A 22,709-nucleotide genomic window follows, 5' to 3' on the forward strand; every position below is an offset into this window, starting at 1 on the left:
GGCCTGGATTGGGGATTGGGGGAAGAACTAATGAATATTGACTTCTGTTAAATCAGCAGGTGTCATGTGGGAATGAACTACTTGACCGTCTTTAAACCATACAATGCGTTTGGTTTGACGAGCAACTTCTGGTTCGTGTGTGACCATAACTACAGTAATTCCATCGCTATTTAATTCGGTAAAAATATCCAACACTTCTTGGGTAGTGCGCGAATCAAGTGCGCCTGTTGGTTCATCTGCTAAGAGGACAACGGGACGATTGACAATGGCACGGGCGATCGCTACTCTTTGTTGTTGTCCACCAGATAATTGAGTAGGTTTGTTGTTGAGGCGTTTTTCTAAGCCTACACGAATCAAAGCTTCCGCCGCGCGATCGCGTCTTTCGTTGGGGTTGACATCGGCATACACCATCGGTAGCATAACGTTTTCTAAAGCCGATAGTTGGGGTAACAAATGGAATTGTTGAAATACAAACCCCAGTTTCCTGTTGCGGATATGCGCCAAATCTTTATCATTCATTTGCGCCACATCCAGACCATCTAAATAATAATGTCCTTCTGTAGGACGATCCAAACAGCCAATAATATTCATCGCTGTGGATTTACCAGAACCTGAAGGCCCCATAATGGAACAATATTCACCCTCATTAATTACCAAATTCACCTCATTGAGGGCTTTAACTTCAGTTTCTCCACTACCATAAATTTTAAAAATGCTTTCTAGGCGAATAATTGCTGACTGTGGTGCAGGATTAGGAACGAGGGAATCGGTAAGAGAAATTGTGTTTGACATGGGTAATTGGTAATTAATATTTGGTCAATTAACTCTTCCTATTGGGAAGGGGTATTTATATGTGTAAGACTTTTATGTTAGCAATAATACTTTTCAAATAACCTCCACAAATTTCTCCCCAATCCCCAGTTCAAGGCAAAAGTCACAAGAAAAAATCTTTTACCTTTTTACTTTTTACTTTTTACTTTTTCCTCCCCAATCCCCAGCGTAACGTGTTTTCAGTTACAGTTATGCCGGATGCAATTAAGCCACAATGTTGATTAATCAATAGAAGTGCAGCCCTACCTATAAACGATGCTGCTGTCACATGAAACCTCGAATTATTGTTTGTGGCTTAGGACGAACTGGATATAAAATCTTCCGTTTGCTGAGACAGCAAGGTGCGTTTGTAGTAGGTATTCATCACAAACCCATCCCTGGCGAAGCTGGGGGAGATGTAATTATTGGCAATTTACAAACGGCTGCTACCTTAGCAGCAGCAGGGATTCATCAAGCACAAACTTTGGTGATTGCTAGCTCGGATGATGCTGTAAATTTGTCAATTATGATGCAGGCAAGGGTGCTGAATCCCCATATTCGGATTATTAACCGCTTTTACAATATTAATTTAGGCGATCGCCTAGATCAAACTCTGCCTGAACACCTGAGTATGAGTGTGATTGGATTAGCTGCACCGTTATTTACTTTTGCTGCTTTAGGAAATCAAGCAATCGGGCAGATCAAGTTATATGAGCAGACTTGGCCTGTCCAAGAAGAATATATTGATGAAAATCATCCCTGGCTTGGTCGTAAGTTAAGTGAGTTGTGGGAATGTCCGACACGGATGCCGATTTATTATTTACCCGTGGAAGGGGAGATGAGTTTGGTATCGGCGGTACTGTCTGGACAACACTTAAGAATAGGCGATCGCTTAATCGTGGGTATCCAACCCCGTATCCGTTCTACTAGACGATCCTTAATCAAAAAATGCCTGAAAGTTCTCACTAGTTTGCGGCAATTTCAACAACATGGACAATCAATAATTGTAGGGGCGATGGTTTTACTGGCGATCGTGATTATTGCCACCCTCACCTATATGTCTACTGAATTGAGCTTATCTATGGTTGATGCGCTCTATTTTTCTGTAGGTATGATTACTGGCGCAGGTGGCAATGACAAGGTGGCAGAAAACGCTCCCAACAGTATCAAATTATTCACTGTGGTTATGATGCTGGTTGGCGCTGTGGTGATTGGTATTTGGTATGCCATGATCACAGATTTTATTCTGGGTACACGCTTCAAGCAATTTTGGGATGCAGCCCGAATTCCCCAGCGTCATCACTATATTGTCTGTGGTTTAAGCGGTGTTGGTAGCAAAATTGTTCAGCAACTCCACACCAGTGGTTATGAAGTGGTAGTGATTGAAACTGACTCCAACAATAAATACGTCAATTCTGTACGTGGGTTAGGTATTCCCGTAATTCAAGGTGATGCCAGTTTCCGCACCACCCTCAAAACCAGCAATATAAACTCTGCGTCCGCCGTGCTGGCTGTAACTAATAATGATGCTACTAACCTAGAGATTGCCTTAAAAGCTAAAGGTTTAGCCCCCAAGATTCCCGTAATTGTCCACTATGCCGACCCTGATTTTGCAGGTATAGCACAACAAGTATTTGACTTTGAGGCTGTATTAAGTTCAGCAGAATTGGCAGCACCAGCCTTTGCGGCGGCGGCTTTGGGCGGACGCATCCTTGGTAACGGCATCACCGCAGATAAACTTTGGGTAGCTTTCGCCACTTTAATTACGCCGTCACATCCTTTTTGTGGTCATGTGGTCAAAGATATAGCCATGTCGGCTGAGTTTGTGCCTTTATATGTAGAAGCTAATGGTCAAAGGGTTCACGGCTGGAATTTATTAGCAACATACCTCAGGGAAGGTGATGTTTTATATTTAACCATGCCAGCAAATCAGCTATATAAATTGTGGCGTGACGAACGGGCGTGTGGTGCAAATACTTAAATTCTTTTTCTTCTCAGTAAAAATCATTCTCTACCTTTGACTCCAGGGTAAAGAAGGTTAGGGAAGGTAGTTTTGATTTCAGAAATTGCATAATTTATTTTTCTGTGTTCTCTAACCAAGACTCAACGGACAATGTTGTCACTTGTTGAATCCTCTGGAAATCGCTATCAGCTGAGATGACTGTAAGACTATGTTGTATAGCCACAGCAGCAATCCAAAGGTCATTTTCATCAAAGCCTAAATCCGTGATTTTCGTTTTTCTCCGCTTATTTTTCTCTTTTGGTGCAAATTCATTAAATAAAGCGGCTTTCAATCTTCCGTAGTTAGTAGCAGTAAATCCATCAATATTGTAAATATATATAGCTGTTAGAAAACGCTGAATTAAAGCTAAGTTACTTTCCTTGCGTTGAGAGCGTTCTGCCATGTCTATGAGTTCGCCTTGAACGATGGCGCAGGTTGTAATGATGGAATTTTCCACCTCGGCAAGGCGACTAAGCACGTTGGTATTACCTGCAATTGCAAGACTACAGTGATTGGTATCTAACAGGTACATTATTCAAAGGGGTTATAGTCATTAAATTTGGCTTTTCCGCGTGTGGCATAAACCATCTCTTGACATTCTTGTAAATCATCACCTTCCCATTTACCAATAGTTTGTAAGTGTTCAAGCAGTGAATGCCCTGTAGAATTTCCTGGAGCGTGAACGGCAGAATCTGCTACTTCAGGAATAGGCTGTGTTCGGGTTTCTTTCGTTTTCAAAAAGCGTAAAAAATCTAGCGTTTCGGTCAAAATGGTATCAGAAGTGGATTCAATTTCCTGGAGAAGTTGTTCTTTGATAGTCATAGTGGGTACCTCGATAGCAATAATTTCTTTTAGTGTTACTTACCCATTACAGGTTACCGATGTTAGTTCATTGTGAACCTACCTAACTTCCACAACTGCAATCACTTTTTCGTCGCGGTTGAGTTGGAGGATACTTTCACCTTTACCATCTCTGGGCAATATCGGTACTGTATCTGTGGATACCCGCACTACTCGCTCTCTATTGGTAAGTAGTGCCACTTCACTAGAAGTATTTGCCCCTACCATAGCCGCGAGATTGTCGGTTTTGTTGACAAATTTCATGGATTGTGTCCCTAAGTCACCCCGATTTGCTGACTTGATCTGATTGACTGGCAAGCGTTTCGCGTATCCTTCTTCGGTGACTAACAATAAATACTCTGCTTGTGCTGCATTCACGCAACCAACCATACACTGATTTCTCAGCAACCGGAATGCTTGTAAACCCATCGCCGTCCTACCCATAATTGGTAGTTGTTCATCATTGGCAGAAAATCTCAACAATCGTCCCCCAGAACTAGCCAAAATTAAGTGCTGTCCTGGTTTACTGAACTGAGTCAAGAGCAATTCATCATCATCTTTGAGTTTTAAAATCGTCACTCCGCGACGAGTCAAGTTAGTTAATTCTTCCAAAGATAAACGTTTAATTCTCCCCTGCTTAGTTAAGAGAATTAATTGTTGATCTGCCAAATTTTCGGGTAGTAAAAGGCGGCTGACTACAGGTTCTTGATTACCTTGGGCTGTGCTGGTTAGCATGGTAATCAATGGTGTTCCCCTTGGTGAACGTCCAGTAGTTAGGGGAATATCTCCCACTTTCACCGGGTAGAGTTTACCGCCGTTGGTGAGTACTAATAATTCTTTGTGGGTGTCGGTGATGTTGGTTTGGATAATGAAGTCATGCTCTAGCAGACCGTTTTCCACCTTAGATTTTTTCCCTGGCTGAATCCGGCGTAAGTATCCGCGATGGGTAATCTCTAAAATCGCTTCTTCCGCAGGTTCTAGAGGTGAGAGATTTTCTGTATCTTCATCTGTTTTGGTAGAACTATTTTGTTTATCGGTCTTTTTATTTTTGGGTAGTTCCTCCAAACTTTTAGCGCCTAACTTCGTGCGTCGAGGATCGCCATATTTTCGTTTGAGCGATCGCAAATCTTTTTTCAGCGCCTTGAGTAATTCTTTGCGATCGCTTAATAACCTCTCTAACAAAGTTATCTGTTCGCTCAGTTCGCCAAACTCACGCTGTAAGTTCTGCTGTTCTAAACTGGTAAGGCGACGCAATGGCATAGACAAAATTGCATCTGCTTGGTCTTCACTCAAATCTAGTCGGCTACACAGGGTAACTTTCGCCGTACTTCCATCGGGTGCTTGTCGCAAAATTTCGATAACTTCATCTAAGTTAGATAAGGCTTTGAGTAAACCTTCGACGGTGTTTAATCTGCTGGCTGCTTTACCCAACTCATAACTGTAGCGACGATTGAGGGTGTGTTCTCGAAAATTCAAAAACTCCTGTAACAATTGCCGCAAACTTAACTGGCGGGGTTGTCCCTCAACAATAGCCAAAAGAATTGCCCCAAAGTTAGTTTGCAAAGCTGTTTGATGATACAAGTGCTGGAGAACTTCTTGGGGATTGGTATCCCGTTTGAGTTCAATCACAACCCGCATTCCTTCGCGATCGCTTTCATCCCGCAGATCAGAAATTCCTTGCAGTCGGCCTTGATTGACTAATTCCGCGACTTTCTCAATCCAGCCAGCCTTATTCACCTGATAAGGTAATTCAGTCACGATAATTGCCATTCGGCGTTTACTTCCCCTACCGCCCGGAATTTCTTCAACGGTAGCCACACCCCGCAGGACAATACCACCTTTACCCGTGATATAAGCTTCCCGGATTCCAGTCTCACCAACTATTTCCCCACCCGTGGGAAAGTCTGGCCCTGGTATTAACTCTAATAATTTTTCATCAGCTAAATCTGGTTGGTCAATGAGGGCAATCAAACCATCAACTATTTCCCCTAAATTATGCGGGGGAATATTCGTCGCCATCCCCACCGCAATTCCTGAACAACCATTGAGTAATAAAAATGGTAACTGAGCAGGTAATACTGTCGGCTCTTGTTGGGAGTTATCAAAGTTACCCACAAATTCCACAGTTTCTTCGCCGATTTCTGTCAGCATTCCCTCATGACTAATGGGAGCTAGACGCGTTTCTGTGTAACGCATCGCCGCCGGTGGGTCATTATCGACGCTGCCAAAATTACCATGTCCACCCAGTAAAGGGTAACGGCTGGAAAAATCCTGCACCAGCCTCACCAAAGCATCATAAACAGCTTGATCGCCATGAGGGTGGTATTTACCCAGCACATCCCCCACCACACGGGCGCATTTCCGGTATGGTCTATCGGGGGTTAAACCAAGTTCGTGCATGGCATATAAAATCCGCCGATGAACTGGCTTTAAGCCATCACGAACATCTGGTAATGCTCGGCCAACAATCACACTCATGGCATATTCGAGATAAGACCGTTGCATCTCTGTGTGCAGGGCTGTTGTGATTACCTGTCCCGTGGAGAGAAGGTTTAACTGTTTTGCCATGAGTTTTTTCCCTGAGATTGAATTACATAAAAGTCGCTTGCACTAAACACGGCAGCAAACACAGCATAACGGATGAAATGGGATTCATAACACAATATTGATGATCACCGGATAAAAAGCCGTAGTATTATCCTTGATGACAGCAAAGCATATTGATACTAAAAAGAAGCTAGACAACTGTGTTTATTCAGATTGTCATCCCATTACCTCTATAAATAAAATTCTCATGAAAACTGTTTTGATTGTCGAAGATGATCTAATTAATGCTCGTGTTTTTTCCAAAATTTTGACCAAGCGCGGTGGCTTAGGTGTGAAACATACTGAAAATGTAGATGAGGTGATGAAAATTGCTCAGTTAGGAGAGGCAGACCTAATTCTCATGGATGTTTCTCTATCTAGGAGTGTTTATCAAGGTAAATCTGTGGATGGGATCAAGATTACACAAATGTTAAAGTCTGACCCCCAAACAGCAAACTTACCAGTAATTCTCGTCACAGCACACGCTATGGAAGGCGATCGCGAGAATTTTCTCCGACTGAGTGGTGCTGATGGCTACATATCTAAGCCTGTTGTAGACCACCAGCAGTTCGTTGACCAAATCATAGCTCTTCTCCCCAGTGACGACCACTGAACGCTTGATAAATTTTTTCAGGAACCATCACTCAAAAAAAAGATTGGGTGATGGTTCCCAATTTTATAGTATAAACGTACTACGAGTATAAGTAATAATCAAGTGGTTAGGGGAAATAGGGGTTTAGGGGTGTAGGGGTTTAGGGGTGTAAGGGTGTGGGAGTGTAGGAGTGTAGGGGTTTAGTGGTTTAGGGTTTGAAGAGAAATCAATCTCTTCTGCCTGGCTTTACGTCTCCGGGTACTGGTCTCTGCCTTTCTTGATAACTATTGCCAAAACTCAGTATATTCAGCGAGTGAATCAAGTTATAAGTTATTGGTCTCACCAATTTCCTACACCCTCACACCCCCATACCCCCACACCCCCACACCCCTACACCCCTAATTTCACTGTCTAGGAGTAGGTGCGCTTTCTTGTTGTCCTAAAGCAGCTTGAATGCGCGGTAATTCCAAAAATTGTTTTGTATCAGACAATAAGCGATCGCCCCACAAATTTTCTTTGAGAAAATCTATGTTGGCATAGCGCGGATCAATCCGCAGTGCGGCTTCTCCTAAAGATATACCCTGTTGGCGATCGCCTTTGGTGTACAGCGCCACTGCTAGGGCTAGTAATGGTTCTGCGGCTTGTTTATCAATGGAAACAGCACTTTGCCATCGCTTAATCGCTTCGTCAACGTTACCCTGTTCGTAGTTGATTAAGCCAATGTTGTTAATTGCTGGCCAGAATTTTTTATCTTGAGCTACAGCTTTATTGTATTGAGCGATCGCATCTGGTAATCGTCCTATCATGTAATAGGCGTTTCCTAAATCAAACAATCCATCTGCTTCGTTGGGTTTTAATGCCAAACCTGCTTGGTAATGTTCAATAGCTGCTTGATATTTTTTTTGTTGAAAATTAGCCGAACCTAAAGCAAACAAGACATCAGCATTCTTGGGATTGATTGTTTTTGACCTATTGAGAGATGCGATCGCTCCATCAAAATTTTTAGTTTGCAACTGCAAACCACCCAAGAGAAACCACACTTTATCATTCCCAGGAGCTAGCTGGCTAGCCAGTCTTGCTCTTGCTAAAGCCAACTCATACTGTTGGAACTGACCCAGTTGAGCCGCTTCTTGGGCTAAACTCAATCCTTGCTTTTCCAACTTTGCTGGATCTAGTTGCAATGTATGAGGTATCAACGCCTGTGCATGAGCTGCTTGGGGCATACTCCACAAACCACAGACAACCAGAAGAGAAATCAAACTAACGTGTTTAGGCACACTACCGCCCTCTTGAGCCATAAATCAAATAATCTTTCAGCTAGCTTAAACGATCTCCGCCTAAGGCGGCAGGTAAATGTTACAGTCGTTTGCGCGAACAAGGGGAATGTTGGGGATTGGGGATTGGGGACTGGGGATTGGGGGCTGAAATGTTATGGAAGTAAGGTGGGCATTGCTTACAGATAGTTACGTTTGTTCAATCATCAATCAAATCGCATTCCTATATCCGCTTTGAAACTATGTTAGGCATTAGATAATTATCAATATTAAAACAACGCCAAGTGCTTACATAAAAGCTACACAATTTTACTCATCCGCCTCATAATTTAGGTCAATCTCATCACCCCAAATTACGGATAATTCATATTTATTAATAAATATTGGCAAAACTTCTCACCTGTTTAATTCCCGGTTTTTCAGGCAATTATCAACTTATGTAGTGCAGAAAAATGATTTATTTTAACTCTAGCAGTAGATAAAAAATCAACAATGATTGTGACTATAGTCATAGATAAATGAGCAAATACTAATGACTTTTGTCACTTATGAAATCTAGTCTGCCTGGCTGATAATTGCTGATATAGGTTGGCAAATTCCCAACGCCTGAACCTAAACAAACAGCAACATCAGCACAAACAAGAAGAAAATATTATGTTGAAAAAAAATCGTGCCACTATATTTTTAGCTGCTGTCGTCATGTTTGCTCCTATGCTTTTGGCTACTCCTGCCAATGCTGGAAGCAGATATAACAATAGAGAAGTAAACCAAAGAAGAGCAGTTTACCAAAGACCAGTTTACCAGCGAGTAGTCAGACTCCGTAATGGCGCTTATAGGCTTCCTAATGGGCAAGTTATTCCTGGTAACAGACTAGTCAGACTGCGTAATCAAGGTTATTGGAGACTACCTAATGGTGATATCGTTCTTCCTAGTCAGGAAATTGTTCCTGTTAGAAGCATTGTCAGGCTAAGAGATGGTAGCGTTAGGTTACCTAATGGAGTCTTAGTAAGACTGTAGTCTTGAATTTTATTTAAAGTCTAGAAACCTACAGAACTAGTATTGATTTACTAGTTCTGTATTAAATTTTTTAACAACGGAGTGCAAATGACAACTGAGACAACACACCCCGTAGATTCATCAATATTGCTGCCACAGACCAAGAAAAAAGCCAAAATCAATTGGCTTTATTGGCTGATTGTCTTAGGGATTGTCGGTGGTATCGGCTACGCAATTTATTACCAAGTAACAGTAGTTCCTCGTCAGCAAGCTAGAAGCAGGGTACTTACACAGGCTGTAGAAAGGCAGACTCTACCAATTACAGTTTCCGCAAATGGAACCGTCAAACCTGAACGGTCAGTCAATCTTAGCCCGAAGAATTCTGGCATACTCAAACAATTGCTAGTCAAGGAAGGGGATGTTGTTAAACAAGGGCAAGTTTTAGCCTACATGGATGATTCCAACTTGCGAGGACAACTGATTTCAGCGCAGGGACAATTAGCACAAGCTGAGGCAAACTTGCAAAAGGTACAAGCGGGGAATCGTCCTCAGGATATCGGTCAATCTCAGGCTCAGTTAGATGAAGCCTTAGCGAACTTACGTAAGCTAGAGACAGGTAATCGACCACAGGATATTGCTCAAGCCCAAGCACGCTTAAAAAGCGCACAAGCCAGCTTAAATCAAGCAGAAGACGATTTACGCCGGAATCAGCAACTTTATAATGACGGGGCGATCGCTCTACAAGTCGTCAATCAAAAACGTACAGAACGCGATAGCGCTCAAGCCCAAGTCAATGAAGCCCAGCAAGCATTGGCCTTACAACAAGCCGGCTCACGCCAAGAAGACATCGAGCAAGCAAGGGCGACAGTCAGACAGAGACAGGAAGCCTTGGCGCTGCTAAAAGCGGGGAACCGCCGAGAAGATATTGATGCAGCCAGAGCGCAGGTAACATCTGCCCGTGGTTCCCTACAAAATACCCAAGCGCAAATCAATGACACCGTACTGCGTGCGCCATTTGATGGTATTGTGACCCAAAAATACGCTGATCCAGGCGCTTTTGTTACACCCACAACCTCAGGAAGTGCTGTTTCTTCCGCCACCTCTTCTTCAATTTTGGCGTTAGCCTCACGTAATGAAGTTGTAGCCAATTTATCTGAATCGAATATTGCCAAAATCCGGTTAGGTCAAAAAGTGACAATTACCGCAGATGCCTATCCAGGTAGAACCTTTGAAGGTAAAGTCAGTCAGATTGCTGCTCAAGCCACAGTAGAGCAGAATGTCACCAGTTTTCAGGTCAAAGTATCATTGAGCGATTCTCAAAGATTATTGCGATCGGGGATGAATGTGTCAGCAGAATTCCAAGCTGGTCAATTAGATAATGCTTTAGTGGTACCTACAGCCGCAGTTGTGCGCCGGGAAAATGCCACAGGTGTTTTTGTCTCAGGAGCAAATAACCGACCAGTGTTTACTCCGATTAAAACTGGAGCGACTGTTAATAGTTTTACTGAAGTCAAATCTGGCTTGAAAGGTAACGAAAGAGTCCTGCTCAGTTTCCCTCCAGGAATGCGACCCCAATCAACACCAAGAGGAGGAGTTTTTCCAGGGGTAGGCGGCGGTGGTGGTCGTTCGCGTAATACTGCACCTTAAGGAGAGAGAATTTGTACATAACATCCGTAAATTATTCTTTCCCCAGTCCCCAATCCAAGGCAAAAGTCAAAAGAAAAAATCTTTTACCTTTTTACTTTTTACTTTTTATTTTTTTGTCCCCAATCCCCAATCCCCATTTATGTTTAAGGGTTTTTATAAAAAAAATAATACTCGTACCGTCCCATTTCTAGAAATATTATTAATGGCGGCTGAAACCCTGTGGAGTAATAAATTACGCACAGGGTTAACTATGTTGGGTGTAATCATTGGTATTGCTTCAGTCATTGCTATTACTTCCGTGGGTCAGGGGGTGCAGAAGAGTGTGGAGCAACAAATTCAAGCTTTGGGAACAGATGTTATACAAATTTTGGCGGGTGCGCCTAGAAGTGGCAATGTTCGACAGGGTTTAGGTTCTACTAGTACATTAACTTGGGAAGATGCAAAAGCGATCGCCCAACAAGCGCCCTCAGCTGAGATTGTTTCTGCTTACCTCCAGCGCAACGCCCAAGTTGTTTATGGCGGGGAGAACACTTCTACCACAATTTACGGCACAGATTTAAACTACCCAGAAGCAAGAAATACTCACCCCCAAGAAGGAAGATATTTTACTCAACAAGAATTAGATTCCTCCGCCCAAGTTGCAGTGATTGGGCCAACAGTCCAGAGAACACTGTTTGGCCAGGGTGGTACACCCATAGGTGAGAAAATCCGCATTCAAGGAGAGGCTTATGATGTGATTGGAATTACGGAACCAAAGGGTTCTCAAGGCCCGATGGATAGAGATGACCAGATATTTATTCCTCTGACAAGTATGTCAAAGCGGTTGGTGGGAAACAATGCCCTGACTGGCGTTTCGGTAAGTGGAATTTTAGTTAAATCTAGTAATCAGGAACAGTTAGAGGCGGCACAATTTCAAGTTACAAATATTTTACGTTTGCGCCATAATATCTATCCGCCACAAGTCGATGATTTCCGCCTGACCAATCAAGCCGACATTGTGAGTACTTTCACAAATGTGGTGGGTTTATTTACGATTATGGTAGTGGCGATCGCTGGTATCTCCCTAGTTGTTGGTGGTATAGGTATTGCCAATATTATGCTAGTCTCCGTTGTGGAACGAACACGGGAAATTGGCATTCGTAAAGCCGTAGGAGCAACTAATTCAGCCATTCTCAATCAGTTTTTAGCCGAGGCGATCGTCATTTCTATTGTTGGCGGTGGTATAGGTATAGGCGGGGGAATTTTAATTGCTTTTGCCTCCGCTACTATATTCAAATTTCCCTTTGTAATATCTATTATTTCCATTATTGTTGGCTTTGGACTCTCACTCACTGTTGGCTTAATTGCCGGAGTAATTCCCGCTAGAAATGCCTCCAAGCTAGACCCCATTACCGCCTTACGCAGTGATTAAATATTAATTCCTGAGTTTTACTAATATGACAACAATGATTTGGATGGAATCTATTACTAAAACCTACCAATTAGGAGAAGTCAGCGTTCCTATACTTAAAGGTATTCAACTTAGTATTGAAGAAGGAGAATATGTTTCGATTATGGGTGCCTCAGGCTCTGGTAAATCTACGCTCATGAATATTATGGGGTGTCTAGATCGTCCTAGTGCCGGACACTATATTTTTGAAGGTAGAAATCTAACCACTTATAACGATGATGAATTAGCTTATATACGCAATCAACGCATAGGTTTCGTATTTCAACAGTTTAATTTGCTATCACGGGCAACAGCCTTAGAAAATGTGATGCTACCGATGGTTTACGCTAACTTACCTAAACGCAAACGTCGTGAAAGAGCATTAGAAGCATTAAAAAAAGTAGGATTGGGAGAACGGATTCTCAATCGTCCCAGTCAACTTTCTGGAGGACAACAACAACGAGTGGCTATTGCTCGTGCTTTAGTAAATCGACCAGCTTTAGTTTTAGCTGATGAGCCTACAGGAGCTTTAGACACCGAAACATCTTATGAAGTGATGAGTTTATTGACGGAATTAAATCAACAAGGAATTACGATTGTCATTGTTACCCATGAACCGGATATTGCGGCTCAAACTAAAAGAGTAATTCGAGTTCAAGATGGTTTAATCGTATCAACATAATTAGGTTTTTATTTAGTGATTTGCGGAAATTCGTGTTATGAATTTTAACTTTTATAGTACATATCTCTAGTGGATTTTTGTAGCGATCGCCATTCTTATTTCTAATTATAGCTGTTGACCGTTGATGGTTGATAGACTGGAAAGCTTTGCTTTGTAAGGGTTTTATCTTGGCTTGATGTCCTGATTGATCTGGCTACGGCTATATTTCAGAGCCGCAAATTCCCAAACATCTGCGCCATGACAAAATGCACTAAATAACCTGAGCCGAATAAATGATGTAGAGACGTTGCATGCAATGTCTCTACTGGAAATAGCTAGATAGTTTTCGTCTGTTTCCTAGCTAAATCCTTAACTAACGCCGTCATATCTATTAGGGTCTTTCTTTTCCTTTTTTTTATGAGGATCTTTTTTGGGTTTTTTAGTTTCTCTATTACCACTTTTTTTCGACATAATTATTCTCCGATGTGATGATAGGTAAATTAACTACAATGCTGATAATTTCTGTCAGAAGCAAGATTCTTTGATTAAAGAATTCTTTTGCAATCTACAAAATATTCCAAAAATGGAGAAAGCCTTGGCCGGAAAAGAATTCAATCGCAATGGCAGCCAAAAAGCCGATCATTGCTAGACGACCATTCCAGCTTTCAGATTGATGATTAAAGCCCATGAACGAAGCATTACGTTTACTTGCAATCAATTGAGTACCTTTTGTAGTGTGCGATATAATTAATCTGTCAAAGTTGTCCAGGTGACTGCCTTACTGCATAGCACCTATTAAATAGTCAAAGTAAGTATCAACTTCTGTTCTATCTTCAACTGACATCATGGAAGTAGCAACATACTTCATGGCACGGATACTCTCAGCTACGGCCTCAATTGGAGTCCCAAGGGATCTATACATTTCGCGGACACCAATGACCCCAATCTCTTGAATTGGTGTAGAGTCACCAGCCACAATACTGTAAGTAATCAGGCGTAGGTAGTAGTCCATATCCCGTAAGCAAGTTGCCGTCATTTCTTGACCGTAGGCATTGCCACCAGGTGAGACAATATCTGGGCGTTTCTGAAATAGTTGATTTGCGGATTGCTTAACAATACGTTCTCTATTCTCAGTTAAAGCCTGAACAAGGCGGAGACGACTGGCAGCACCGGCATTGAATCCCTTGATCTGTGCAAGCTCACCAGGTCTAAAATAGCGGGCTTCAGCGTCCGCATTGAGAATCGACTTTATAATCAGACTCATTATTATAGAATAGCCTTCAAAAAATAAGTTTACGTATGCAAATCTGGGTTTTACCAATCCAAATCTGCACTACCTATGTCAGATTCATTTAAAGTCTGATTTGTCAAAACCTACTCTAGTAAAATCTGCTTTGATGAGGCTGATTTTTCCGAAGTCTGCCTACTTAAATTTTTTTCCCCGACTGCATATCGCTGTAAAACTTCGTTGGCATCCATACTGGTTGCCTCACTATGTGTAGCGTCGTCGCTGGTTTCCTCTTACCATTATAGACTGAGATTCTTCTGCGTGCCATTAATCTAGCTAGTTGCAAACTTTGGATATTGCTTGCTAGCGCTTTTACGAAGTAAACCGCAACTATGGATAGCTGGCAAAGATAGTTGGCTATGGGAATTGTTTTAATACCTCAGTTCACCCATTTAGGTGAAGGCATACAACTATACTCAGAACTAAAATTACGGTAAGGCAAGGAACCATATCACTTATTTCACGTCCAAATACTGAATTTAAATAAATATTTACTTCTATATTTCTGAAACATCTTTATCTCTGACCACTCCCCGAACCAAGGTTAATAGGCCGCCACTTATGACTGCGTACATAGAAGTTCCGATGATTGGTAAAGTTAAATACCCGGCGCGTTGGCTGGTGGGACTAGCAGCTATTGGTGTTTTAGTAGTTGGCTCGACCACAACCTACAAGATAGTCCAACAGGGAAATAGTAAGCAAGATGTAACGCAATTAACGGTTCCGGTAGAAGCCAAGAATGTCACTATCAGAATTACCGCCAGTGGTAAAGTTGTGCCGGTGCAGAGTGTGAATCTTAGCCCGAAAAACCCTGGCGTTCTGGCGCAGTTATATGTAGAACAAGGCGATCGCGTGGAGCAAGGACAGATCATTGCCCGGATGGATGTGGGTGAGATCGAAGCTCAAATTGCTCAATATCGCGCCAATATAGCCCAAGCCCAAGCCCAGTTAGATGAAGCTAGGGCGGGGAATCGTCCTCAAGAAATTGCTCAATCTAAAGCGCGTCTAGCCCAGGCTCAAGCTCAATTAGCTGAGTCTGTGGCCGGGAATCGTCCCCAAGAAGTTGCTAAAGCTCAATCTCAAGTTGATGCAGCCCAGGCCAGGGTAAATTACACATCGGAACAGGTAAAACGTTATCAATATCTCTTTAACCAAGGGGCAGAGAGAAAACAATTATTTGATCAAGCCGTCAGTGAAGACAAAAGTGCTAGAGCTAATTTAGCAGAAGCACAAAAGCAATTATCCTTATTGCAAAGTGGGACTCGGAGTGAGGTGATCTCTGCAAAGGAAGCTGCTGTCACCGAAGCACGGGCAGCATTAGTACTCTCACAAGAAGGTAGCCGCCCCGAAGAAATTGCCCAACGTCAAGCTGCTGTGAAAGCAGCCCAAGCACAGCTAGCAGCCGCCCAAGTTAGATTAGCAGATACGATTATTCGCGCCCCCTTCTCTGGCATAGTGACTCAGAAGTACTCCAACGTGGGTGCTTTCGTCACTCCTACAACCTCCGCTTCCACCAGTGCTTCTGCAACTTCTAGTTCCATTGTGGCATTAGCCAGGGGTGTAGAAATCTTGGCGCAAGTCCCAGAAGCTGACATTGGCCGCATTAAACAAGGGCAACAAGTAGAAATTGTGGCAGATGCCTATCCTGATGAAGTTTTTCAAGGGCGTGTACGTTTAATTGCCCCGGAAGCAGTCATAGAACAGGGTGTGACATCCTTTCAAGTGCGGGTAGCCATCGATACGGGAGTGGATAAACTACGATCTGGCTTAAATGTAGATTTAACTTTCTTGGGCGATCGCGTCAATAATGCCCTGGTATTACCAACAGTTTCCATCGTCACCGAAAATGGCAAAACAGGTGTCTTAGTACCAGATGCCCAAAATAAACCCCAGTTTCGAGAAGTAACCATTGGCGCACAAATCCAAGATCAAACTCAAGTTTTATCGGGATTGAAAACAGGCGATCGCGTGTTTGTTGACTTACCCCAAGACTACAGAATCCAACAGGCCAAAGAAAAAGCAAACCGATGAATTTCCTAGAAAGTATGCAAATGGCAGGGAAAACCCTGCTGTCCAATAAGCTGCGTAGCGCCCTGACGATGTTGGGCATTGTTATTGGTAACGCCTCAGTCATTGCCATGATTGGGATTGGGGAAGGGGGACAGAGGTTTGTTCAGCAACAGTTAGAGTCACTAGGCCCAAACGTGCTGTTTATCATTCCAGGGAATCAAGCTACTCAACGGATCTCTAACGAATTACCCAAAACTCTGGTATTAGGGGACGCAGAAGCGATCGCCACCCAAGTACCAACCATCGCCGCCGTGACGGTAGAGTTAAATAGTCGGCAGGTAGTCACCTACAGTAACAGAAATACCAACGTTAATATTATTGGTACAAATCCCAACTTCTTAAGAGTGCGGGATTTTAATGTTGATAGAGGGCGATTTTTTACCGATATAGATATGAAACGCAGTAATCAAGTTGCGGTACTCGGTGCAAAATTAGCTGGAAGACTTTTTGGAAATACCAACCCAGTGGGGCAGCAATTACGCATCAAAAATGCTAGCTTTCAAGTCATTGGTGTATTGGAAGCCAAAGGCTCAAATCTTGGTGTTGATTATGATGATGCGGCAATGGTGCCAATCATTACCACGGCTAACCGGATTGTGGGACGCACCTCTCCCTATGGATTAGAGGTAACTTTTATTGTCGCCTCCGCGAAAAATGCCGAGAGTGTGGATGCAGCCGTATTCCAAATTACCAACTTACTGCGACAACGCCACAAAATCACCGGCGAAGATGACTTCACCATCCGTACCCAAAAAGATGCCTTGCAGACAGTTGGACAAATCTCCAGTGCATTGACAATTATGTTAGCGGCGATCGCTGGTATATCGTTGTTTGTTGGTGGCATCGGCATCATGAATATTATGCTTGTTTCCGTCACTGAGCGCACCCAAGAAATTGGACTCCGCAAAGCCATTGGCGCGACAGAACAAGATATTTTATTGCAATTTATTATTGAATCTGTGATTGTGTCTGCCATTGGTGGCTTAGTGGGGACTGGTGTTGGTGTTGGTGGCATTATGTTAGTGGCAGCCTTGACACCCCTAGAAGCCGCCATTTCTCCTGTAGCCATTGCCACAGCCGTGGGTATTTCTGGGGCGATCGGTTTATTTTTTGGCGTGGTTCCTGCCCGTCGTGCAGCTAAACTTGATCCTATTGTGGCTTTGAGAAGTGCTTAGTATTGGATCAGTTAATCTACAGTTTTCGGCAATAAAAAATGCCTGCATATGCAGACATTTATGAGGCTTTCTGTCACTGTAATCGGCTACAATCATGTTTGAATCATGATGCTTTTATTTTTGCTGATCCAAAATCATAAATCAATCCCACAAAATTATAATTTCAGACATAAATCACTGAATTATATCTTGAATTTTGCATTTTTATTAACATACTATAAAACTAGTATTTGATTTCTGAAATATAAGTAGTGGGCAATGCCTAACACAACCATGATACGGTGGGCATTGCCCACCCTACAGATACTTAGATCATTTCAATAATCAACTCGAATTCCTATATTAGATATGAATTCACTATATTCAGTATGAAAGGGATATTTAGATATTTTTTCAGAAAGTTCAGATTATATGCTGTTTCTAAATAATTAAGAATACTCATTTTTTCTAGTTCTTGGTTAGACAAAAATGGGGTATTTACGTCTGCAAAATTTTATATTTCGCCCCAGATTTTAAATTATAAAAGTAGAGGTGGTCAGGTTAATAGCCCCAGAAACTTCCCAGTTCTGGGGTTTTACTTTATCCACAAAGACAAGTACTATCCTACCGATTTAAAAACTAATAATGCTTGTGGGGGTCGGTAATGGGTAAAACAATTACCAATCACCCACCCTATAACTATATGTTAAAAATCACATCAGTCTGTAGTGTATCGCCGGGGTGTATAAACCGATATACTACCATCACTACGCTGAATAGACCGGGTTCGTGTGGAACCTACCAGAATCACAGTTCGCATATCAGCGCTATCTGCTGCTAATTGGTCGAGAGTAATTACTTTGACTGTTTGTCCGGGTCTGCCAATATTCCGCGCCAATACTATGGGGGTAGAAGGTTTTCTATATTGCAATAATATATTTTTAGCTGCTGTTAATTGCCAAGTACGTTCTTTAGAAACAGGATTGTAAAAGGCTATAACGAAATCAGCCTTGGCTGCTGCGGCAATGCGTTGTTCGATGATTGACCAAGGTTTTAAGATATCAGATAGGGAAATAGCACAAAAGTCATGCCCCAAGGGTGCGCCAATGGTAGCGGCTGCGGCCTGCATGGCAGAAATTCCTGGCGCAACGTGAATATCAATACTTTCCCATTCTGGTTTCAAGTGGTAATCCAGAACTTCAAACACAGCCGCCGCCATTGCATAGATACCAGGGTCGCCAGAAGAAACTACAGCCACATATCGCCCAGTAGCGGCTAAATCAAGCGCCATTGTTGCACGGGCAATTTCTTCGCGGTTATCTGACTCATGGCGCTGCTTACCGTCAGCTAGGGAACCAACTAAATCTAGATAGGTTTTGTAACCAACTAAGTCTGTTGCTGACTTGAGGATTTCTTTCACCTCTGGAGACATCCATTGTGAACCACCAGGGCCAGTCCCAATAATGGCTAACCTCCCCCGTGGTTGACCGATGGTATGGGGGTCGATGGGTTGGGGGGAGATGGCGATCGCAATATGAGAAGATGAAGAAATGAGTTGACCAGATTTACCTGTGGCAGTCAGCACTGTGGCCTCAGCGAGACTATAACCTTGTGTGAGTAAGGTGTCTAGTTGATTTGCAGAGAAAAATCGGGTTGGAACACCATAGGTATTGGCTACAGCGTCAATTACTGGACTCGCGGCGATGGTGATGGGTGCAAATACTGCGGCGATAGATGGGGGTGCGAGTTCCGCGTCAGCGAGTAACTGCTGTATTGATTCTACAGTAACAGAGGGGTGGGTGATGGCGATCGCTACAGTTTTAGGATTATAAACCAAACAATTAGCAGTGGGAGTCACCAAGCGTTCAGTTACCAGAATAGTTAAATCACCCTCAGGGTCGATAGGTAACTGACTATTACTTAACCAAGGTGCAGTTCCTTCTAATCTTACCTGCGCCCCTGCTAACAAATCCGAGATAAACTTTTTCGCATCCTCTGGGTTTGCTAAATGATATCCAGGGGGAGGAGATAACAACGCCGTGCGGAAACGAATATCACCCGTTGTTGTAATTGCAGCCTTCACCTCCAACACCTCGGCAATCCTCCGCGCCAAGTCATTGACCCCGTTTAGTCCACCTAACAAAGGTACAACCGCGCTACCATCCTCTGCCACAGCCAGCACCGGCGGTTCTTGACGTTTATCGGAAATCAGGGGTGCTAATGTTCTGATGAGAATACCAGTTGCACAAATTCCAATTATCGGCGTTCCCTCAGCAAACAACTCCCGTAAAGTTTCACCAAAATTCGTAAAGCTAACATCGACCCCAGAGGTGCGTCCTGCTAAACCGTATAGCGTCGCCCCTGGTAAGACAGTAATTATTTTACGGGCTAGTGCGACACTATTTTGACCCAATACTACAACAGCAGGTGCAACCTTCATCATCATGAGACTTTTTGAACTTGAACAGATATCATGCAAATCAAAGCATAAATATACACAAATAAACAAATATTATTAACGCTGATAATTGGTAATAAGTGATGGTATAAAATAGTTATCTCTTAGCTTTTGATTCATTATCAGTCATCTTGCAAGTGTCTTTCTCCTAAGCCTGACTTAACCCTAAAACGAAACCAGGTAGCAATAATTTACTGGAAATTAATTAGGATTATATAATATTTTTTGATACCAAAAATACAAATTTTTAAAATCTCTTTGAAATCCCTAATAATAAGAACAAACTCAATATATTTATATTTGTGTTTTTAATTACTACATTGGTTATTTTTTTAAATATAAAATGTTGGTCTTAGCTGTTCGTAACAACGGGCCAATATATTTTTAATGGTTTTGTAGCTAAAGTTTCAAAATTCGCCTAATCTTCCTAACTTTTTTCATCGTCTTAGGTATTTATTATGACTTACAATTCAGAACAAATGCAACAGATTCTCCAAAAAGCTTTTGCCCGTCAGCAACAGGGAGAAATTTCACGCCAGCAAATTATAGAAATTGCATCAGAGCTAGGAGTTTCATCCGCATCTTTGCAAGCGGCTGAACAAGAATGGTTGACTCAAGAAATAGGAGATAAAAAGCGGCAGAGATTTCACGCCCAACAAAGAGAGGAATTTAAAACACACCTGATTACTTTTATTGGTGTCAACGGATTTTTAATTGTGTTGAATCTGTTAACAAGCCCTGGCTATTTTTGGGCGATTTTTCCCCTATTAGGCTGGGGATTAGGTTTGTTCTTCTCTGGGATGAAGGCTTATAAAACTAGCGGAGAATCCTACGAACATGATTTTCAGGAATGGTCTAAAAAATTACCAAAATAAATAAAAACTTCATCCCTTTATGGATGGAGTTTTGTTAGTAGTCAGTAATCAATAGTAAGTGGTAAAGACACCTAAAAACCACCCACTAGGGGATGGGATATTAAACCAAATCCAAACAATTGACAACTGACAACTAACAACTGACACACGCAGTGCAATAAAATTTTAGGGGTAGTTTGGCAACCACCCCTAATTTTCGGCATATTTAGGATTTACTTTCAGCACCGTTGCTGAGAGATATATTTACTTAGAGATATTAACTAGACTTTCAACTTCAGCATTAGCCAGTGTTGGTGCAGTGAAAATTTGGGAGTACAGACTTGATGGCTGTTGTCCTGCAACTACTGGTAACACTTGACGGGCGTGGGCTGCTATTTCTACAGTCTTCACATCATAGGTTTGGGTAATCAATTTGGGATACAAACCAATACCGATGATGGGAAGTAATAAAGAAGCGGTGATGAACAGTTCACGAGGTTTAACATCCGGGATGAAAGCATCGAGGTGTAACTCTTCGCTTTGTTTGCCGTAGAAGACTTGGCGTAATAAAGACAGTAAGTAAATTGGAGTCAGAATCACACCCACTGCTGACAGTAGGACAACTACAACTTTGAAGCTGGAACTATAGACATCGCTGGTAGCGATACCGATGAATACCATCAACTCACCTACAAAGCCACTCATTCCAGGTAATGCTAGAGAAGCCATTGCACCGGCTGTATAGAGAGCGAAGGTTTTGGGCATCACTTTACCAATACCGCCCATTTTGTCCATCAATAAGGTGTGGGTACGTTCGTAAGTCACACCAGTTAAGAAGAACAAGCTAGCCGCAACCAAACCGTGGGAAACCATCTGTAACACTGCTCCACTCACACCAATTTCTGTGTAGGAAGCTAGACCGATTAACACAAAACCCATGTGGGCGATGGAAGAGTAAGCTAGGCGGCGTTTCAGGTTGGTTTGAGCAAAGGCACAGCAAGCACCGTAAACAATGTTAACTACACCCAAGATTGCTAAGACTGGCGCAAAGTAAACATGAGCATCAGGTAACATTTCGATGTTCAAGCGGATGAGGGCATAACCACCCATTTTCAACAACACACCAGCCAGAATCATGGAACCAGGGGCAGATGCTTCACCATGAGCATCAGGTAGCCATGTGTGCAGTGGGAATATTGGCAGTTTGACACCGAAGGCAATCAAGAATCCTGCATAAGCTAATAATTCAATCGCTTTGGGATATTCTTTCATTCCCAGGGCTGCGATATCAAAGGTGACTGTATCTCCAGAGAATGCGAGTGCAAATCCAGCTACAAGAATAAATATAGAAGCAGCAGCAGTATAAAGGATGAACTTGGTCGCTGCATAACGGCGTTTGGGGCCTCCCCAGATGGAAATCAGCAAGTAAACAGGAACTAGCTCGATTTCCCACATTAAGAAGAATAACAGCAAGTCTTGGGCAACAAACACACCCAACTGGGCGCTGTACATCACCAGCATTAACCCATAAAATAATCGCGGCTTGTTGGTTACTTTCCAAGCCGCGAAGATTGCGAGTGTGTTAATTAAGCCTGTTAACAACAGTAAGGGCATTGATAAGCCGTCAACTGCTACAGACCAATTCAAACCTATTTGAGGAAGCCAAGGGTATTTTTCTACAAATTGGTATGTCGAACTTTGGAAGTCGTAATAATGCCAGAAGGCGGCAATCATTAAGGCAAAGTCTGCAAAGGCTACACCCAATCCATACCAACGAACCGTTTTTCCTTCTTTGTCTGGAATTATGGGGATGGCTAGGGCTGCCACCAAGGGTAAGGCAATTATGGCTGTTAGCCAGGGAAACTCAATGAGATTCATCACTTCTGACAATCGTTTTTTCTTTTCGCTTTTAATTACATTATATTAAGGAATTGTTACTTTTGTAAACTTTATTTATCTCTGAAAAATTAAATTTTGGTTATAGATAGGAATTTATACTCAATAATCTTGCAATTCTCGTGATAAGCAGGAATAAATACTCATGCAAA

The 22,709-nt window shown here is 42.5% G+C and carries 18 protein-coding genes; 9 read left to right on the forward strand and 9 right to left on the reverse strand.

All coding sequences use genetic code 11. The features are described from left to right. Positions 1-27: 27 nt before the first annotated feature. Positions 28-792, reverse strand: a complete 765-nt coding sequence (locus H6G14_RS04520; protein WP_199326053.1) for an ABC transporter ATP-binding protein — start codon at positions 790-792, stop codon at positions 28-30. 307 nt (positions 793-1,099) lie between these two features. Between H6G14_RS04520 and H6G14_RS04525 the strand changes: the two genes are divergently transcribed. Further along, entirely contained in the window at positions 1,100-2,791 is a 1,692-nt protein-coding gene (locus H6G14_RS04525) for an NAD-binding protein (protein WP_190565949.1), read from the forward strand. 94 nt (positions 2,792-2,885) lie between these two features. Here H6G14_RS04525 and H6G14_RS04530 read toward each other — a convergent pair whose 3' ends face one another. The 3 genes from H6G14_RS04530 to gyrA all read right to left on the reverse strand — a co-directional run bounded on the left by H6G14_RS04530 (position 2,886) and on the right by gyrA (position 6,220). Next, positions 2,886-3,344, reverse strand: coding sequence for a type II toxin-antitoxin system VapC family toxin (locus tag H6G14_RS04530; RefSeq protein WP_190565950.1), 459 nt, complete (start codon positions 3,342-3,344; stop codon positions 2,886-2,888). Further along, entirely contained in the window at positions 3,344-3,634 is a 291-nt protein-coding gene (locus H6G14_RS04535; protein WP_190565951.1) for a DUF2281 domain-containing protein, read from the reverse strand. The genes H6G14_RS04530 and H6G14_RS04535 overlap by 1 nt, the downstream gene beginning before the upstream one ends. A gap of 78 nt (positions 3,635-3,712) precedes the next feature. Next, entirely contained in the window at positions 3,713-6,220 is a 2,508-nt protein-coding gene (gene gyrA, locus H6G14_RS04540; RefSeq protein ID WP_190565952.1) for a DNA gyrase subunit A, read from the reverse strand. 226 nt (positions 6,221-6,446) lie between these two features. Between gyrA and H6G14_RS04545 the strand changes: the two genes are divergently transcribed. After that, positions 6,447-6,851 carry a response regulator gene (locus tag H6G14_RS04545; RefSeq protein ID WP_190565953.1) on the forward strand — a complete coding sequence of 135 codons (405 nt, stop codon included), beginning with the start codon at positions 6,447-6,449 and terminating at the stop codon, positions 6,849-6,851. Between the two features lie 383 nt (positions 6,852-7,234). Here H6G14_RS04545 and H6G14_RS04550 read toward each other — a convergent pair whose 3' ends face one another. After that, positions 7,235-8,128, reverse strand: a complete 894-nt coding sequence (locus H6G14_RS04550) for a tetratricopeptide repeat protein (protein WP_199326054.1) — start codon at positions 8,126-8,128, stop codon at positions 7,235-7,237. Between the two features lie 630 nt (positions 8,129-8,758). Here H6G14_RS04550 and H6G14_RS04555 point away from each other — a divergent pair. From H6G14_RS04555 to H6G14_RS04570, 4 genes are all read left to right on the forward strand, one after another. Beyond that, positions 8,759-9,121 carry a hypothetical protein gene (locus tag H6G14_RS04555; RefSeq protein WP_011319608.1) on the forward strand — a complete coding sequence of 121 codons (363 nt, stop codon included), beginning with the start codon at positions 8,759-8,761 and terminating at the stop codon, positions 9,119-9,121. 87 nt (positions 9,122-9,208) lie between these two features. After that, positions 9,209-10,747, forward strand: a complete 1,539-nt coding sequence (locus H6G14_RS04560) for an efflux RND transporter periplasmic adaptor subunit (RefSeq protein ID WP_190565954.1) — start codon at positions 9,209-9,211, stop codon at positions 10,745-10,747. Between the two features lie 139 nt (positions 10,748-10,886). After that, positions 10,887-12,158 carry an ABC transporter permease gene (locus H6G14_RS04565; protein ID WP_190565955.1) on the forward strand — a complete coding sequence of 424 codons (1,272 nt, stop codon included), beginning with the start codon at positions 10,887-10,889 and terminating at the stop codon, positions 12,156-12,158. A gap of 25 nt (positions 12,159-12,183) precedes the next feature. Continuing rightward, positions 12,184-12,858 carry an ABC transporter ATP-binding protein gene (locus H6G14_RS04570; protein WP_277884300.1) on the forward strand — a complete coding sequence of 225 codons (675 nt, stop codon included), beginning with the start codon at positions 12,184-12,186 and terminating at the stop codon, positions 12,856-12,858. Positions 12,859-13,402: 544 nt separating this feature from the next. Here H6G14_RS04570 and H6G14_RS04575 read toward each other — a convergent pair. Both H6G14_RS04575 and H6G14_RS04580 read right to left on the reverse strand, forming a co-directional pair. Beyond that, the gene (locus tag H6G14_RS04575; protein ID WP_190566065.1) at positions 13,403-13,582 is read right to left on the reverse strand and encodes a chlorophyll a/b-binding protein; all 180 of its coding nucleotides are present in this window, start codon (positions 13,580-13,582) and stop codon (positions 13,403-13,405) included. Between the two features lie 33 nt (positions 13,583-13,615). Beyond that, positions 13,616-14,101 (reverse strand): globin family protein, encoded by a 486-nt coding sequence (locus H6G14_RS04580; protein ID WP_190565956.1) that lies wholly within the window; start codon positions 14,099-14,101, stop codon positions 13,616-13,618. Between the two features lie 585 nt (positions 14,102-14,686). Here H6G14_RS04580 and H6G14_RS04585 point away from each other — a divergent pair. Both H6G14_RS04585 and H6G14_RS04590 read left to right on the forward strand, forming a co-directional pair. Then, complete coding sequence (locus H6G14_RS04585; protein WP_190565957.1) at positions 14,687-16,156, forward strand: efflux RND transporter periplasmic adaptor subunit; 1,470 nt, start codon at positions 14,687-14,689, stop codon at positions 16,154-16,156. Then, complete coding sequence (locus tag H6G14_RS04590; protein ID WP_011319613.1) at positions 16,153-17,370, forward strand: ABC transporter permease; 1,218 nt, start codon at positions 16,153-16,155, stop codon at positions 17,368-17,370. Before H6G14_RS04585 ends, H6G14_RS04590 begins: the two co-directional genes overlap by 4 nt. 697 nt (positions 17,371-18,067) lie before the next feature. Here the strand turns inward: H6G14_RS04590 and cobJ are convergent. Then, a complete protein-coding gene (gene cobJ / locus H6G14_RS04595) occupies positions 18,068-19,795 on the reverse strand; it encodes a precorrin-3B C(17)-methyltransferase (RefSeq protein WP_479684944.1) in 1,728 nt (575 codons plus the stop codon). Positions 19,796-20,265: 470 nt separating this feature from the next. On the opposite strand from cobJ, the gene H6G14_RS04600 reads away from it, so the two are divergent. Further along, positions 20,266-20,682 carry a 2TM domain-containing protein gene (locus tag H6G14_RS04600; RefSeq protein WP_190565958.1) on the forward strand — a complete coding sequence of 139 codons (417 nt, stop codon included), beginning with the start codon at positions 20,266-20,268 and terminating at the stop codon, positions 20,680-20,682. A 243-nt stretch (positions 20,683-20,925) separates the two neighbouring features. Here the strand turns inward: H6G14_RS04600 and H6G14_RS04605 are convergent, their stop codons facing one another. After that, positions 20,926-22,539 carry an NAD(P)H-quinone oxidoreductase subunit 4 gene (locus tag H6G14_RS04605; protein ID WP_190566067.1) on the reverse strand — a complete coding sequence of 538 codons (1,614 nt, stop codon included), beginning with the start codon at positions 22,537-22,539 and terminating at the stop codon, positions 20,926-20,928. Between the last annotated feature and the right edge of the window lie 170 nt (positions 22,540-22,709).

Origin of the sequence: Nostoc parmelioides FACHB-3921 (genome assembly GCF_014696625.1) — a bacterium.
GTDB classification, from domain to species: domain Bacteria; phylum Cyanobacteriota; class Cyanobacteriia; order Cyanobacteriales; family Nostocaceae; genus Trichormus; species Trichormus parmelioides.